Origin of the sequence: Frankia sp. AiPs1 (assembly GCF_023716945.1) — a bacterium.
In the GTDB taxonomy this organism is placed as follows: Bacteria; Actinomycetota; Actinomycetes; order Frankiales; family Frankiaceae; genus Frankia.
This window is the reverse complement of sequence record NZ_JAMQQF010000099.1, coordinates 1-15,290: the sequence shown is the minus strand read 5'-3', so window position 1 is coordinate 15,290 and position 15,290 is coordinate 1. Positions and strand designations below refer to the sequence as shown.

General features: G+C 72.3%; 14 protein-coding genes and 1 pseudogene. 2 read left to right on the top strand and 13 right to left on the bottom strand.

The features are described 5' to 3' along the window. Positions 1-16: 16 nt before the first annotated feature. The 9 genes from ND748_RS12245 to ND748_RS12205 form a co-directional block, all read right to left on the bottom strand. On the bottom strand, positions 17-685 hold the full coding sequence (locus ND748_RS12245) for a NifU family protein (RefSeq protein WP_251745912.1): 669 nt from the start codon (positions 683-685) through the stop codon (positions 17-19). Next, entirely contained in the window at positions 678-2,471 is a 1,794-nt protein-coding gene (locus ND748_RS12240) for a nickel-dependent hydrogenase large subunit (protein WP_251745910.1), read from the bottom strand. Before ND748_RS12240 ends, ND748_RS12245 begins: the two co-directional genes overlap by 8 nt. After that, on the bottom strand, positions 2,471-3,547 hold the full coding sequence (locus ND748_RS12235) for a hydrogenase expression protein HypE (RefSeq protein ID WP_251745908.1): 1,077 nt from the start codon (positions 3,545-3,547) through the stop codon (positions 2,471-2,473). Before ND748_RS12235 ends, ND748_RS12240 begins: the two co-directional genes overlap by 1 nt. An 18-nt stretch (positions 3,548-3,565) precedes the next feature. Further along, complete coding sequence (locus ND748_RS12230; protein WP_251745907.1) at positions 3,566-4,150, bottom strand: hydrogenase maturation protease; 585 nt, start codon at positions 4,148-4,150, stop codon at positions 3,566-3,568. Continuing rightward, entirely contained in the window at positions 4,147-5,949 is a 1,803-nt protein-coding gene (locus ND748_RS12225) for a hypothetical protein (RefSeq protein WP_285901990.1), read from the bottom strand. Before ND748_RS12225 ends, ND748_RS12230 begins: the two co-directional genes overlap by 4 nt. A gap of 165 nt (positions 5,950-6,114) precedes the next feature. Further along, positions 6,115-6,921 carry a hydrogenase nickel incorporation protein HypB gene (gene hypB / locus ND748_RS12220; RefSeq protein WP_251745903.1) on the bottom strand — a complete coding sequence of 269 codons (807 nt, stop codon included), beginning with the start codon at positions 6,919-6,921 and terminating at the stop codon, positions 6,115-6,117. A gap of 43 nt (positions 6,922-6,964) precedes the next feature. Next, the gene (locus ND748_RS12215) at positions 6,965-7,315 is read right to left on the bottom strand and encodes a hydrogenase maturation nickel metallochaperone HypA (protein WP_251745901.1); all 351 of its coding nucleotides are present in this window, start codon (positions 7,313-7,315) and stop codon (positions 6,965-6,967) included. Between the two features lie 436 nt (positions 7,316-7,751). Beyond that, the gene (locus tag ND748_RS12210) at positions 7,752-7,985 is read right to left on the bottom strand and encodes a hypothetical protein (protein WP_251745899.1); all 234 of its coding nucleotides are present in this window, start codon (positions 7,983-7,985) and stop codon (positions 7,752-7,754) included. A gap of 127 nt (positions 7,986-8,112) precedes the next feature. After that, positions 8,113-9,630: an MFS transporter gene (locus tag ND748_RS12205; RefSeq protein ID WP_251745897.1), complete on the bottom strand. Its 1,518-nt coding sequence runs from the start codon at positions 9,628-9,630 to the stop codon at positions 8,113-8,115. A gap of 116 nt (positions 9,631-9,746) precedes the next feature. Between ND748_RS12205 and ND748_RS12200 the strand changes: the two are divergent. Beyond that, positions 9,747-10,547: pseudogene (locus tag ND748_RS12200) on the top strand (helix-turn-helix domain-containing protein); the annotation flags it as partial. Between the two features lie 25 nt (positions 10,548-10,572). Here the strand turns inward: ND748_RS12200 and ND748_RS12195 are convergent. The 4 genes from ND748_RS12195 to ND748_RS12180 form a co-directional block, all read right to left on the bottom strand. Continuing rightward, on the bottom strand, positions 10,573-11,367 hold the full coding sequence (locus tag ND748_RS12195; RefSeq protein ID WP_308205626.1) for an amino acid ABC transporter ATP-binding protein: 795 nt from the start codon (positions 11,365-11,367) through the stop codon (positions 10,573-10,575). Next, positions 11,364-12,233, bottom strand: a complete 870-nt coding sequence (locus tag ND748_RS12190) for an amino acid ABC transporter permease (RefSeq protein WP_251745894.1) — start codon at positions 12,231-12,233, stop codon at positions 11,364-11,366. Before ND748_RS12190 ends, ND748_RS12195 begins: the two co-directional genes overlap by 4 nt. Then, positions 12,230-13,066, bottom strand: a complete 837-nt coding sequence (locus ND748_RS12185) for an ABC transporter substrate-binding protein (protein WP_251745892.1) — start codon at positions 13,064-13,066, stop codon at positions 12,230-12,232. The genes ND748_RS12190 and ND748_RS12185 overlap by 4 nt, the downstream gene beginning before the upstream one ends. 202 nt (positions 13,067-13,268) lie before the next feature. Further along, a complete protein-coding gene (locus ND748_RS12180) occupies positions 13,269-14,855 on the bottom strand; it encodes a citrate/2-methylcitrate synthase (protein WP_251745890.1) in 1,587 nt (528 codons plus the stop codon). A gap of 105 nt (positions 14,856-14,960) precedes the next feature. Between ND748_RS12180 and ND748_RS12175 the strand changes: the two genes are divergently transcribed. Then, on the top strand, positions 14,961-15,290 hold a 330-nt coding region (locus ND748_RS12175), incomplete at its 3' end, for a citrate/2-methylcitrate synthase (protein WP_285901988.1).

The window sequence follows — 15,290 nt, the reverse complement described above, 5'->3', positions numbered from 1 at the left end:
GGGCGCAGGTCGGTCGTCACGATCGCGCGCCTGCGGCGAGCGGCGGGGTGAGCACTGCGTCGAGGGGGACAAAGGCGGTCTCATGCGTGCCGCCCGCGGCGGCGGCCTGACGCCGGACCTCGGACAGTTCGGGCGCGACCGCGAGCACGTCCTCGCGGACGGCGGCCAGGACCTCGCCCGCCGCCGAGCCGCACCCGCCGAGGGTCAGGCTGATCTCCGCGACGCCCCGCTCGATGCCCACCAGTTCGATCTCGCCGCCCCGGTCGCGAACCGCCGGTCGCAGCCGCTCGATCGCCCGGGTCACCCGCCGGTCCACCGGCTCGGGGTGCACGTCGTGCAGGACGAGCAGGTGGCCGACCAGTTCGTCGGCGCTCAGCGCGGCGAGCACGTCGGCGGCGCCGGCGGCATAGCCGGCGACCCGGGCGAGCGCCTCGCCGTACACCGACGCGAGCGTGGCCACCGCGTCCAGGGCCAGTTCGCCGCTGGGCCCCGGGATCAGCTCCACCTCGGCGAGCGCCTCGTCGAGGTGGGTCAGCCGCTCGCGCACCGCCCGGTCATCAAGGCGATGCCCGTCCTCGCTGCGGTGGCCGTCCTCGCTGCGGTGGCCGTCCTCGCTGCGGTGGCCGTCCTCGCTGCGGTGGGCGCCCTCGCTGTGGTGGGCGCCCTCGATGGCAGGCTCAGCCATGGCTCGCCCCGAACATCGGCGAGTGCACGGTGCGCAGCGTGCGGCCGTGGCCCAGGTACATGTGCACCCCGCAGGGCAGGCAGGGATCGAAGCTGCGCACCGCGCGCATCACGTCGACGCCCTTGAACGAGTCCGGGCCGTTCTCCTCGAAGATCGGCATGTTCTGGACCGCGTCCTCGTAGGGGCCCGGCGTGCCGAACGAGTCCCGGGGGCTGCCGTTCCACGGCGTCGGGGGGTAGGGGTGATAGTTGGCGATCTTCCCGTCCCGGACGACCATGTGGTGCGAGAGGACCCCGCGCACGGCCTCGTGGAAACCGCAGCCGATCGTCTCGTCCGGCACCTCGAAGTCGGTGAAGGTCCGGGTGTCGCCGGAACGTACCCGCGTCATCGCCCGCTCCAGGAAGTGCAGCGCCATCCCGGCCGCGTAGGCGACGAAGTACACCCGGGCCCGGTCCCGTTCGATCGCGTTCGACCAGGCGGGCGGGGACCACTTCAGGTCCATGGCGGGCAGGGTGCGGCTGCGCGGCAGCGAGATCTTCACCGCGCCGTCGCTGGCGGTCACGTACGGCGTGTCGACCAGGCCCGCGAGCGCCGTGACGTAGAGGCGGGCGAAGGGGCCGCCGCCGGTGTCGAGCGCGAGATGGTCGCCGGTGCCCTCGTCGAGCCAGCGCGGGCTCATCACCCAGCTGTACTTCTCGCCGAAATCACGCTTCTGCGGCTCCGGGAAGGTCGTCTGGTTCCACGGGTGACGCATGTCGACGGGATTGCCCAGCGGATCGCGCTCGACGAACTTCTCCTCGTTGACCCAGTCCTTGTAGAAGGAGCTGCCGAGCAGGATGCGGATACCCAGATTAATCTTCACCAGGTCGGTGGTGAGCAGCTTTCCGTCGACGACGATGCCGGGGGTCACGAACATCGCGCGTCCCCAGTCCGTCATGTTCTCGTACCGGTAGTCGACGACGTTCGGGTCCTGGAAGGCCCCCCAGCAGCCCAGCAGGACACGCCGGCGGCCGACCTCCTCGTAGCCTGGCAGCGCGTCGTACCAGAAGTCGAACAGGTCGTCGTTGAGCGCGACGGCCTTCTTGACGAAGTCGAGGATCTCCATCAGCCGGGTGAGGTAGTCGGTGAAGACGGTGGGCTCGGGCATCGTGCCGACCCCGCCCGGATACACCGTCGAGGGATGGACGTGCCTGCCCTCCATCAGGCAGAACATTTCCCGGGTGATGCGGCTGACCCGCAGCGCCTCGTTGTAGACCTGGCCCTCGAACGGGTTGAGCGCCCGCATGATGTCGGCGATCGTCCGCATGCCGTGCACCTCGGCGCGCGGCGACGCGGTGGCCTCGGCCCGGGCCAGCACGCCGGGGTTGGTCACCTTGACCATCGCCTCGCAGAAGTCCACGAACACCAGGTTGTCCTGGAAGATCGTGTGGTCGAACAGGTACTCGGCGGCCTCACCCAGATTGATGATCCACTCCGCCATCGGCGGGTTGGCGATGCCGTAGGCCATGTTCTGGGCGTAGACCGAACAGGTGGTGTGGTTGTCCCCGCAGATGCCGCAGATCCGGCTGGTGATGAAGCCCGCGTCGCGCGGATCCTTTCCCTTCATGAAAACCGAATATCCGCGGAACAGCGACGAGGTGCTGTGGCATTCGGTCACCCGCCGGTTGGCGAAATCGATTTTCGTGTAGATGCCGAGGTTACCGATGATGCGGGTGATGGGATCCCACGCCATCTCGACGATCTGGCCGGGCTTCTCCGCGGCCCTCATCTGCTCGGTGGCCGTCATCACACCCGTCCCTTCGGCCGGTAACTCGGGTCGTAACCGGTGGTCAGCACATCCCGGTTGTGTCGCCACCTCGGCTCGCGGTTCACGGTGGCGTTGGTGATGCCCCGCAGGCGCCGGATGACCGACCCGTACGGCTTCACCGCGAGCGAGGACAGGCTCGCCCCCGGCGGCATGTCCATGAACGGCATGAACTTGTCGGGGAATCCGGGCATCGTGCAGGCGATGCAGATGCCCCCGACGTTCGGACAACCACCCACCCCGCCCATCCAGCCCCGCTTGGGGACGTTGCAGTTCACCACCGGACCCCAGCAGCCGATCTTCACCTGGCACTTCGGCGAGTTGTAGTCCTTCGCGAAGTCGCCCTGCTCGTAGTAGCCCGCGCGGTCGCAGCCCTCGTGCACCGTCCGCCCGAAGATCCACTGGGGTCGGTGCTGGTCGTCCAGCGGCGGCGGCGGAGCGGTGCCGGCCGCGTGGTACAGCAGCCAGGTCAGGGTCTCCATGAAGTCGTCCGGCTGCACCGGGCAGCCCGGGACGCTGACGATCGGCAGATCGCCGGCCGAGGTGAAGTCGCGCCCCAGGTAGTCGAGCAGCCCCATCGAGCCGGTCGGGTTGCCCGCCATGGCGTGGATGCCGCCGTACGCGGCGCAGGTGCCGATGGCGATCACGGCCCAGGCCCGCGGCGCGAGCCGGTCGATCCACCAGTTGATCGTCAGCGGCTGGCCGGTGTCCGGGTCGTTGCCGAAAGACGTCCAGTAGCCCTCGCCGTTGATGTTCTCGTTCGGGATCGACCCCTCGATGACGAGGACGAACGGTGCCAGCTCGCCGCGGGCCGCGGCGCGGAAGGGGGCGAGGAACTCCTCACCACCCAGCGTCGGTGAGAGCACCTTGTTGTACAGGTGGACCGTCGGCAGGCCCGGTATGACACCGGTGATCACGTCCTCGATGGCCGGCTGCGAGGCCGCGGTCACCGAGACCGTGTCGCCATCGCAGCTCATCCCCTCGGAGATCCAGAGGATGTGCACCTCGTCGACGCCACCCGGCCGCGCCTGCGCCGGCCGCTCATCCGTGGCTGTCATCTCAACCCCTCCCTTCCATCACGTTCCGTGTCCGGCCCCCACGAGTCGGGGGTCCCGCAGGATGTCGCCGATGAGGTCGACCGCGTCGTCGACGGCGGCGCGCACCGCGCCGGACAGCTCCATCCGCTCCGCCACCACCGCCGGTCGACAGCCGACGACGACGACCTGGCCGACCTCGCCGCCGAGATCGCGCACCAGCCGCAGCACGATCTCCGGGGACATGCCGTGCGCATCGACCACCACCGGCGCATCGACCACCGCCAACGCGTCCATCACCCCCGGCGCATCGACCGCCGCCGGCGCGTCCGCTTGCGGCGCGTTGCCGAGTTCGGGCCGCAGCACCGTGAGCGTCCCCGGCGGTTCGTCGGATGCCAGCGCGTCGACGAGGATCACCGTGTCGTAGCGGCCGTCGAGCAGCGCGAAGGCGAGATGCAGGCCGCGGATGCCGTAGTCGGCGACGTCGACCCCGCCGGGCAGGCTCGCCGGGTCGAGCCGGCGGACGACCTCGACGCCGAACCCGTCATCGCCGAGGAAGATGTTCCCGACGCCGGCGACAAGCGTCCGGGCCGGGCGCGGGCGGCGACGGGCGCGGGCGGCGCTCACGGCGCGCCCGTTCGGTCGTTGTTCGTCGGGTCGTCCTCCGTCGGGTCGGCGTCCGTCGGGTCGGCGTCCGTCGGGTCGGCGAGCGGGTCGAGCTCGTCGGGAGCGAAGTAGAAGTAGCGGCCGGCCGCCCGGTGCAGGTCACCGGTCTCGTCGCCGTCGAGGGTCACCGCGGCGTGCCGGCTGCCGTCGACGTCGAGGAAGATCGCCTCCACCCGGGCGAGGCGGCCGGCGAGGAACATGTCATGGGCGTCGGAGCCCCGAGCACGCGGACGCAGCCGGACCCGGCTCCCGCGGGCGACCGTCACTCCCTCGACCAGCACGCTGTCCCGGTCGGGGTGGACCGACCGGTCGGCCTCCGGCTCCCACCATGCCGCTTGCCCGCCGAGTGCCGGATCCGAACCGACTACCGAATCAGCGCCGACTGCCGCATCAGCGCCGACTGCCGGATCCGGACCGGCTGCCGGATCCGGACCGGCTGCCGCATCAGCGCCGACGTGCGGGTTCGGGCCGCCGGGCGGGGCCGCGGTCAGTCGCGGTCGTGGCCGTCCAGTGTCCTGCGCCTCGACGTCCGTCGACGGCAGGGCGGCGGTCGACGGATCGACCGGCCGCAGCGATCGCACGGCGCCGTGCAGGCGGTCGAGCATGGCGCGCGGGAGGCCGTCGACCCGGTCGATGATCTCGGCGGCCCGCCGGTCCGTCGCCCGGGCCTCGCGCTTCTCCTCGTCGGTCAGCGCGCGGGTACGCAGCGAGAGGATCTCGTCGATCTCGGTGGCGTCGAACAGATCCCCGGGGCTTTCGGGGGCCGTCCGGGGATCGTCATAGAGGATGATCGGCGAACACAGCATGACGTCCCGGGCCGCGGCGGCCAGGACGGGGAACACCCGCAGGTTCTCGCAGCCCCGGGCCGCGCTCGCCGCCCAGACCGGCGGGTCCAGCAACGACAGGAACCGTCCGCCGCGCACGCCGAGCAGGCTGTGCGCGGCGACGAGCGAGCGGCGCAGCGCCTCGGCGCGCGGCCGGCCCGCGGCCAGGTCGGCCACCGTGTTCTCGACCACCACCCGCAGCCGGTAGAGCCGGAACGGTGCCTCGGCCCGCGTCGCGGACAGGTGGACGGCAGCCGCCACCGGCCACCAGTGGCGCACCACCCGGGCCGCCTGCGGCCGCGGACCCAGCGGTTCGACCTCGATGCCGCCCGGGGCGAGCAGCGGGATCGACAACCGGCCGGAGCAGTCGCATCGGTCGGAGCAGTCACATCGGTCGGAGCAGTCGGAGCAGTGGGAGATGTCGGTCAGGTCGGACAGCGGCACGGCGAGGTCGAACTCGCGCGGCCGCGCCTCGTCGAAGGTCAGCTCGCGCGTCCCGTCCACGTCGAGCTCGTCGACCGGCGTGAACCGTCCGTCCGCCGCCCGGCGCTCCACCCGGCGCCGGATCACCTGCAGGAACCGCAGTCGCAGGAACACCGTCGCCGGCCCGGTCGCCTCGACCAGGCATTCGGCCTGCTGGAACGACCCGTCCGCCGAACCCGACACGCCTGCCGGCCCCGACGAGGGTTGCTCGGCGATCCATCCCGGCGGTGCCAGTACCCCGAACTGCCAGCGCACCCGGTTCTTCCCGGCGGAGCGACGGTAGGGGTAGAGCAGGTAGCCCTCGTAGAGCACCGCGTCGGCGACCGCCCGCGCCGCGTCGAACCCGGCGGGTGCGCCGACCACCGCTCGCGGGTCGTCCGGTCCAACAGCGTCGCTGACCAGGACGCCGGGCCACCGCGGGTCCGATCCGGTCGTCACGCCGGCCGTCGTCATCGCGGCCGTGGCCCGCAACAGGCTGGCTCGAGGCTGCCCATGACGGTGTCCCTCCCGGTGGGGCCGCGTTGCGGCCGACCTGCACACCTCCACCAAGTGATAGCTCGACGTGTTCTTCGAAACACTCTAGGTCGTGCACTGACGAGCTGCCCGGGTCCGCTCGCGTCAAACCCGGCCCGCCACGGCGGCCCGCGGCCGGGCATCGGGCCGGCGGCGACGCGCATCCAGCCAGGCGTACCAGGCGGCCAGGCCGGGCTCCGGCTCGGTGCCGGGAACACCGGCCGGCAGGTGAAGTCCGGCCAGGGTGAACACGTCGGCCGCCGGGTTGATCCGGCGAATCAACCCGATGCAGCGGTCAACGTCCACCGCGAGAAACGGCACCAGGTCACATTTGGTCAGCAGCACCAGATCGGCCTGGGCAAACATGTGCGGATATTTGAGCGGCTTATCCTCACCTTCTGTTACCGAGGTGAGCACCACCCGAACGCCTTCGCCCAGGTCGAACAGCGCCGGGCAGACCAGGTTGCCGACGTTCTCGACGAACACCACCCCATCCGCGGGTGGGTCGAGGACGCGCAGCGCCCGGTCGACCATGTCCGCGTCGAGATGGCAGCCGCGCCCGGTGTTCACCTGCACGACCGGGACACCGCCGGCCCGGATCCGCTCGGCGTCGCGCACACTCTCCTGATCGCCCTCGACCACCGCGAGCGGCCACCGTCCGGCGAGATCCCGCACGGTCCGTTCCAGCAACGTCGTCTTGCCGGACCCGGGCGAACTCATGAGGTTGACCGCGAGCACGCTGCGCGCGGCCAGCCACTGCCGGGTCTGCTCGGCCTGCTCGTCGTTCTTCGCCAGCACCCGCTGTTCCAACAGCAGCTCACGTCCCGAGCAGCCGGCCGCCTCGCCGTCCGCCGAAAACGAGGTCAGCCGGGGCGCAGCCGCCGGGTCGTCGCAACCGCACGTCTCACACATCGCTCAGTCCCCTCCCCCCGCGCAGGCCACATCCCCGCGCAGGTCAGCTCGCCTCCGCCGCCGTGGGCACCAGGCTCACCGAGGCGATCCGCAGGTCGTCACCGCCGTCCACCGCCACATCCGCGCAGCCGCAGCCGCAGAGCACGAGGACGTCGTCGGCCACGAACTCGGCGGCGCACCGCCGGCAGCGCGCCCGGCCCGCAGGCTCGTCGATCATCAGGGCCGCCCCGGCCAGCGGGGTGCCGGCGGTCACCAGGTCGAAGCAGAACCGGACGGACTCCGGCACGACGCCCGAGCGCCGCCCGATGACCAGCCGCACCGCGGTCACCCGCGCCGGCCCGGTCCGCTCCACGACCGCGTCGACGACGCTCTGCGTGATGGCCAGTTCGTGCATGCAGGCTCCCCGACGGCGTCGGCGCGCCGGGCACGCGGCGGTGCCGCCCGGCGTGCGTCGAGGCTTCCGTACCCCGCGTGGGTGCCCCGCAGACGCGTCCGCCCGAAGCGGCTTCCCCGACCCGCGGCACGAACGACCTGGTCCCGCGGGGGCACGTGGGGCTGCGTGGGCGGCGCGGGGCTTCTCGGCCACCTGACGGCGAGGGGCGACGCGGCCGGCCGGTCCGTCAGTCGGTCAGTCGGTCAGGAGAGAAATGCCACGGCGGTCAGTCGGGGTCGGATACGGCGGCGTATTCTCACCGTACTCACCGTTACCACGCGACTATCCTGCGAGAAACCAGCCGGAAATCAGCAAGAAACGTTCGTCGGAGCGATCGGCCCGATTCAGCGGCCGGTAGGAGGGCGGACGGACGCCGTTGTCCGACCGTCCCGGTCGGTCAGGCCGCGGCCGACGACGCCGGCGCGGCCATCCAGGTCAGGTCTGCGACGGTGACGACTAGCCGCCGAGCAATGGCGTCGGCCGGCACGCCGGAATCCAACGCCACTCGAAGTGCGACGCCACGCACTGTGCGTAGCTCAAGCCGCCGAGGATGGTCCGCCCACATCAGTTTGTCGGCGAGCGCTGCCCGCTCCACCGGATCAGAGATCGCCACCACGTCTTCATAGGACATCACGGGCCTCATGGTTACGGCTGAGCGGACGTTGCGCAACATTCGGATGGCGTCTTTTTTGCCGGCATCCCCGTCCGGTCGACGGGTAATGGCTGAATCCTGTCCGGATATTGTCCCGCCGGCCCCATCAGCCCTGCTCGCAGGCGCGGGACGGGGTGCCCGGGGCGGCGTCGTCGCGAGCCCGCGCAGACGAGGCCGATCGCCGGCCGGGCAGCAGCGCCGCAGCGATGGCCGCGGCCACCACGAGCGTGACGGCGGCGTCGACCAGCAGGGCCAGCCGGATCCCCGCCAGGGTGGACCGGACCGCGGACAGGTGATCGGCGAGGGCCGACGAACGCGCCGTCGCGACCGTGCTGATGATCGGGATGCCGACGGTGAGCGCCACCTGCTGCGTCATGGTCGTCAGGGCGGTGGCCAGCCCCTGCTCGTGGTCGGGCAGGTCGCCGGTGGCCGTCGCCAGGTAGGCGACGATGCCGTGGACGTGCCCGAAGAAGCCGAGCGCCGAGGCCGCAAGGACCAGGTACACCCAGTTGCGGTCCGGCCCGACGAAGGCAAGCGCGGCGTTGGACAGTCCCTGCACCACCAGGCCGGCGACCAGGCTCACGGCGCTGCCGCGACGGCTCATCAGCCGGGGCGCGACCAGCCCGGAGACGAACGCCGCCGCACCGGGCACGCCGAAGACCAGTCCGGCCGTCGTCGCCGAGAAGCCGAGGACCTGCTGGAGGTAGAGGGTGAGCAGAAACACCACCGAGGATTCCAGCGCGAACACGGCAAAACCACCGGCGTTGCCCCAGCCGACGGCGCGCCGGCGCAGGATCGCCACCGAGGCCAGCGGGTGGGCGCTGGTCGTCTCGATCCGCCAGAACAGGGCGAGCAGCACCACGCCGACGGCGATGCAGCCCCACACGACGGGGTCGGCCCAACCGTCGTTGCCGCCGGTGGCGATGCCGTAGACGAACGCGAGCAGCCCGCCGGTGACGGTGAGTGCGCCGGGCACGTCGAGGCGGACCGGGCCGGACGCGCCCCCGGCGGGCAGCAGCCGCGGCGCGGCGAGCAGGATCGCCGCGGCCACCGGCACGTTGACGAGGAAGGCCCAACGCCAGCTCAGCAGCCCGGTCAGCAGGCCACCGGCGAGCGCACCGGTGGTGAATCCCGCCGAGATCAACGCGCCGTTCATCCCCAGCGCGCGCTGCCGCAGCCGACCCGGCGGGAAACTCGTCAGCAACAGCGCGAGGGCGGCCGGGGTGGTCATGGCGGCGGCGAGTCCCTGTCCGACGCGGGCGCCCAGCAGCACGGTCGAGCTGCTGGCAAGACCGCCGACCAGTGACGACACGACCAGCAGCGCCAGCCCCGCGATCAGCATCCGCCGCCGCCCGGCCAGGTCGGCCACCCGACCGAACAGCAGGGTGAACCCGGCCGCCGGCAGCGCGAAGGCCGTCGCCACCCACTGCAGGTGCGCGTCGGCGAGTCCGACGCCGGCGCCGATCGAGGGCAGGGCGACGTTGAGGATGGAGAAGTCGACCGCCAGCATGAACTGGCTGCCGAGCAGCAGGACCAGGATGATCCGCTGGCGGGCGGTCATCACGTCGTCGGCCACCACCCGGGAAACCCGGGTCGCGGCGGCGGAATCGGTCGAAACACTCATGCCGGCCACCCTCCGCGAACATCGCCGATCCGCCCACACCACGTGTTTGCCACCCATCGCATGGCTAGCACCGGCGAGGTGTGGTTCGCCGGGACCGCGCCGGCAACACTGGACGGATGACCGAACTGGGAGATTTTCTGCGTTCGCGCCGCGCCCAGCTCACCCCCGAGGACGTCGGGCTGTCCCGCTACGGCGAGCGGCGGCGGGTGCCGGGCCTGCGCCGCGAGGAGATTGCGCAGCTCGCCGGGGTCAGCGTCACCTACTACACGCGGTTGGAGCAGGGCCAGAGCCGCAACGCCTCCGACACGGTGCTCGACGCCCTCGCCCGGGTGCTGCGCCTCACCGACGAGGAGACCGTCTACCTGCACGGACTGACCCGGCCGGCAGCCGCCCGGCGCGCGAGCCGACCCGAGCACGTGCGGCCGAGCATCCGCCTGCTGCTCGACGAGCTGCGCAACTCCCCCGCGCTCGTGATCGGCCGGCGCAACGACGTCCTCGCCTGGAACCGGCTCGGGCATGCCCTGCTGTGTTCACACCTGCCCGCCGACGCCCCGCAGCGCTGCCACGGCCGGCCGAACCTCGCCCGCGAGTTCGTCCTCGAGCCCCACGCCCGCGACCTGTTCGTCGACTGGCGGCGCAAGGTCGACGACGTGGTCGCCTACCTGCGGCTGTCCTCCGGCACGCACCCGGACGACACCAAACTCAACGCCCTCATCGGCGAGCTGTGCGTGAAGAGCGAGCTGTTCGCGACGCTGTGGGCACGCCACCCGGTCCGCGACTGCACGAACACCATCCGCGAGTTCCGGCACCCGCTCGTCGGCGGGCTGACGCTGTTCGAGGAGGTCATGCGGCTGCCCGACGCCGGCCAGCGGATGGTGGTGATGACCGCGGAGCCCGGTTCGGCGTCGGCGGAGAATCTCCAGTTGCTGGCCAGTCTCGACCTCACCGCCGCGGCGGCGGGCCCGCAGCGCGTTGCGGCGGACCCGGCTGTCGTAGCCGGGCCAGGAACCGGCGGGTGCGCTCCTCGCGGGGATCGTCGAGAACCCGTCGCGGCGCGCCCCGTTCGATGATCGCTCCCCCGTCGAGGACGAGCACCTCGTCGGCGATGTCCCGCGCGAACGCCATCTCGTGGGTGGCCAGCACCATCGGCAGGCCGTCGCGCTTGAGCTCGCCGACGAGGTCGAGCACCTCGCCGACCAGTTCCGGGTCGAGCGCCGAGGTGATCTCGTCGAGCAGCAGCAGCGACGGCCCGGTCGCCAGCGCCCGCACGATCGCCAGCCGCTGCTGCTGGCCGCCGGAGAGCCGGTCCGGGTAGACGTCGACCTTGTCGGCGAGACCGATGCGGGTGAGCAGTTCGCGGGCCCGGTCGCGGGCGGCGGCGCGGGGCACCCGGTGGACCAGGACCGGCGCGAGGGTGACGTTCTGCAACACCGTCAGGTGCGGGAACAGGTTGTACGCCTGGAACACGACGCCGATGCGCCGGCGGATCCGGTCGGCGTTCACCCGCGGATCGGTGATCTCCTCGCCGGCCAGCAGGATCTCGCCGTCGTCGACGGGCTCCAGCAGGTTCAGGCAGCGCAGCAGCGTGGACTTGCCCGACCCGCTGCCGCCGACGAGCACGACGGCCTGGCCGGGCCCGACGTCGAAGGTGACGTCGCGCAGCACGAGGGCGTCCCCGTAGAACTTCACCAGGCCGCGCACGCTGAGCACCGCCGCCGCGTCGCCGGCCGTCGTCACCGCACGCTCCCGGCCGTGATGCCGGCGGCGCCGCGGCGGCGGGCGGAACGGGCGGCCAGATGATCGGTGACCCGGGTCAGCGGCACGGTGATCGCGAGGAACATCAGCCCGGCCAGCACGTACGGCGAGTAGTTGAAGTGCGCGGACGTGGCGATCTGTGCCGCCCGGACCGCGTCGACGACCCCGAGCACGGAGACGAGGCTGGAGTCCTTCTGGAGGCTGATCGCGTCGTTGAGCAGCGGCGGCGTCACCCGCCGGACGGCCTGCGGCAGCACGACCCGGCGCATCGTCTGGGCGTGGGTGAGGCCCAGCGACCGGGCGGCGGCCACCTGGCTCGGATGCACCGACTCGATGCCCGCCCGGAACACCTCGGCCACGTAGGCCGCGTAGGTGAGCACGAGCGCCGCACCGCCGAGGACGAGTGGATCGGTGGGCAGCCCGCGCAGCCGCAGGGCGGGCACGCCGAACCCGACCAGGTACAGCACGAGGATGACGGGCAGGCCGCGGAACAGGTCGGTGTAGGCGGCGGCCAGCAGCCGCACCGGCAGGAACACCGGGCCGGTCAGGGTCCGCGCCAACGCCACCAGCAGTCCGAGGGCGCCCGCCGCGGCCCCGCAGACGACGAACAGCTCAAGGTTGACGACCATGCCGGTGCGCGCGGCCGGCCAGGCGGCGGCGATCTCCGACCAGGAGAAGAACCGCTGGCGGACCCGCGGCCATCCCGACGTGTGGGTGATCCCGACGCCCACGGCCACGGCGACCGCCACGGTGCTGACGGCGGCGATCACCCCGGCCCGCAGCCGGGCGCGCCGCCGCAGCCGCCGCCGGGCCCGCTCGCGTTCGCTGGGCTCCCAGGCGGTCGTCACCGCAGGACGGGGGCCCCCGCCTGGGAACCAAGCCACTGCTCGGTGATCTGGCGCAGTTCGCCGCTGCTGGTGAGCTGGGCGAGGGCGTCGTTGACCTTGACCACCAGCGGGTTGCCCTTCTCGAACAGCAGCCCGAACTGCTCCGGCGCCCCGACGGTGGGGAACTGTCCGACGATCAGCGAGTCGGGAATCTCGGCGGAGGTCAGTTGGAAGGCGGTCGGCAGGTCGACGACGATGCCGTCGATCGGCCCGTTCTCCATCGCGGTCTTCGCGTCGTTGAGGTCGTTGAACACCGCGGGCTGCTGCACCGGCGCCACCTGCCTGGTGATGGCGTCGAGGCTGGTGGTGCCGACGGGGGCGCCGAACTTCGCGCCCTTCAGCCCGGCGAGGGTCGTGACGTTCGCGATCCGGGAGGACTTCAGCGCAACGATGGCCTGGCTCACGTCGTAGTACCCCGAGCTGAAGTCGACGGCCTGCTGGCGCTGCGGCGTGATCGAGATCTCGTTGATGTCGAAGTCGAACTTCTTCGGACCGGGCGCGAACGAGCTGGTGAACGGCTCGGTGACCCAGTGGACCTGGTCGGGGGTGAAGCCGAGCTTGGCGGCCACGGCATAGGCGACCGCGCTCTCGAAGCCCTTGCCGTTGGCCGGCTTGCCGTCGGAGAACCACGGCGCGTAGGCGGGCGAGTCGGTGGCCACCGTCAACTGCCCGGACTTGACCAGGTGCAGGCCGTCCGACGAGGAACCGCCACCCGACGAGCCGGCGCAGGAGGCCAGCGCGAGCAGCGCCGCGGCGGCCAGGGCGAGGACGGTGAGACGCCGTGGTCGTGGCATCGGAGACCTCCGAGGATGTCCCGCCGACGGGGGCGGGACGCGCTGAGCAGGCAAGATGGCTGATCTTGGGGGCTGGCACACACTACCGCCGAACCATGACAAAGCGATCACCGGGGCCAACCGCCGCCGGTAACAATCCACGGACGGCCCGATGCCGCCGGGCGCCCATCAACCGGACACCGCGCGCAGCGGTACCCCGAGGTCATGTCCGTGGGGCCGGGACCGGCGGGCCGGCGTAGACGCCGCGGGGACGCAGGCGCAGCGGCGTCTCCTGGTACTCCTCCAGGGCATGAGCGACCCAGCCGACCGTGCGGGCCACCGCGAAGATCACCTCGCCGGCCTCGGCGGGCATCCCCGCGGTCATGGTGAGCACCGCGAGCGCCAGGTCCACGTTGGGCCGCAGCGCGCGCTCCCGCCCGGCCGCCCGGGCGATCTCGCCGGCGGCAACCAGGAAGGGCTCGGCGGCGGGCAGGCCCCCGAGCGCCGCCAGCAACGCGCGGGCCCGCGGGTCGCCGCCGGGGTACAGCCCGTGGCCGAATCCGGGGATCTGCTGGTCGGCGCGCAGGTGCTCGGAGACGACGACCACCGCGTCCCCCCGGTCGATCACCTCGGCGAGCAGCCGGTACGCCAGCCGACTGGCGCCGCCGTGCAGGGGCCCGTCGAGGACGGCGAGCCCGGCGGAGACGACCGCGTACGGGTCCGCCCGCGCCGAGGCCGCGACCCGGGCGGCGAACGTCGACACGGCGAGGTCGTGATCGGCCAGCAGTCCGAGGGCGCGGTCAAGGCACGCGACCGCGTCCGCATCGCCCGCCCCACCAGCCAGCCGGCCCCACAGCCGCCCGGCGATGCCTACCCGCTCCCCCACCGACTCCGCATCCCCTGTCGTCTGCGACGCCCCGCCGGACTCCCCGGCCCCGGCCGACTCGACGACCCCATCCGACCTCGCAGCCCCATCCGACCTCGCAGCCCCGCCCGACTCGACGACCCCGCCCAACTCGACGACCCCGGCCCTCGCGCGACCCCCGGCTACCCGAGACGCCTCGGACCGCGCAGGAAGGGCCTCGACGAGCGACGCGACGAGGGTGCGGGCGGTGAGCAGGACGCTGTCCTCGCGCAGATCGAAGCGCAGCGGGTCGCTCGACGCGGCGACCGAGACGGCGACCCGCATCCGGTCGGTGAGCCTCGACCGGGCAGACAGGATCCCGCTTACCCGCTCCAGGGTGGCGGCGAGATCCGGCGGGACGGTGAACACCGGTGCCGGGTCCGTCCGGCCGCGCCAGAGCCAGCCGGCCACCTCCTCGAAGCGGTGCCGGGCGACGAACTCGACAGCGTCGACGCCGCGGTAGTAGAGGCGCCCGTCCGCGACGAGGGTGAGCCGGGTGCGCACGGCCGGCAGGTCCCCGCCGCGCAGAGCACCGACCCCCACCACACCGCCGCCGAGGGCGTCGACGGCGGGGACATGGACGGCGCGGGCACGGACGGCAGCGGCACCGACGGCGGGGACGGCAGTACCACTCGGGGCCCCGGCGGCAGGCGCCTCCCATTCAGGATCGTCGCCTGCGACCAGTCCGCCGGCGGCGACGGTCCCGCCGGCGGCCGCGGCACGAGCCCGCGGGTGGCCCTGGGTGCGTAGCCGCTCGACCTCGGCGGGGTCGAAGGTGCTGCCCCGGCCGCCGACGGCACGCTGACTGTGCAGCAGGCCCCGGCTGGCGTAGGCGTAGACCGTCTGGAGCTTCACCCCGAGCCGCTCGGCGACCTCGCGCGACGTCAGCCGCTCACCATGACCCATCCGCGCCCCCTTCCGCTCTGCCGAGTGTACTGATTCACGTTGACTGGAATCAACGTTGACATGTCGTCCATGCCGGATCAACTATTGATGGCGAGGAGGCGAACCATGGTGATCATGACTGGCAGCACGACCCACCCCGGCCCGGCGGACGCGGCAAAGGCGGCGGATTCCTCGCCCACCCCGCCGGCGGGCATCGACGTCCCGCGCGGGCTGAAGGGGGTGGTCGTCACGCAGACGGCGCTCGGCGACGTGCGCGGGCGCGAGGGTTTCTTCCACTATCGGCAGTACTCGGCCGTGGAGCTGGCCGAGCGCCGCTCGCTGGAGGACGTCTGGCATCTCATGGTGTTCGGCGAGCTGCCGGACACCGCGGCGCGGGCGGCGTTCGCCGCCCGGGTGGCGCCGTTGCGGCGGCTGCCGGCCGGTCTCGGCGAGCTG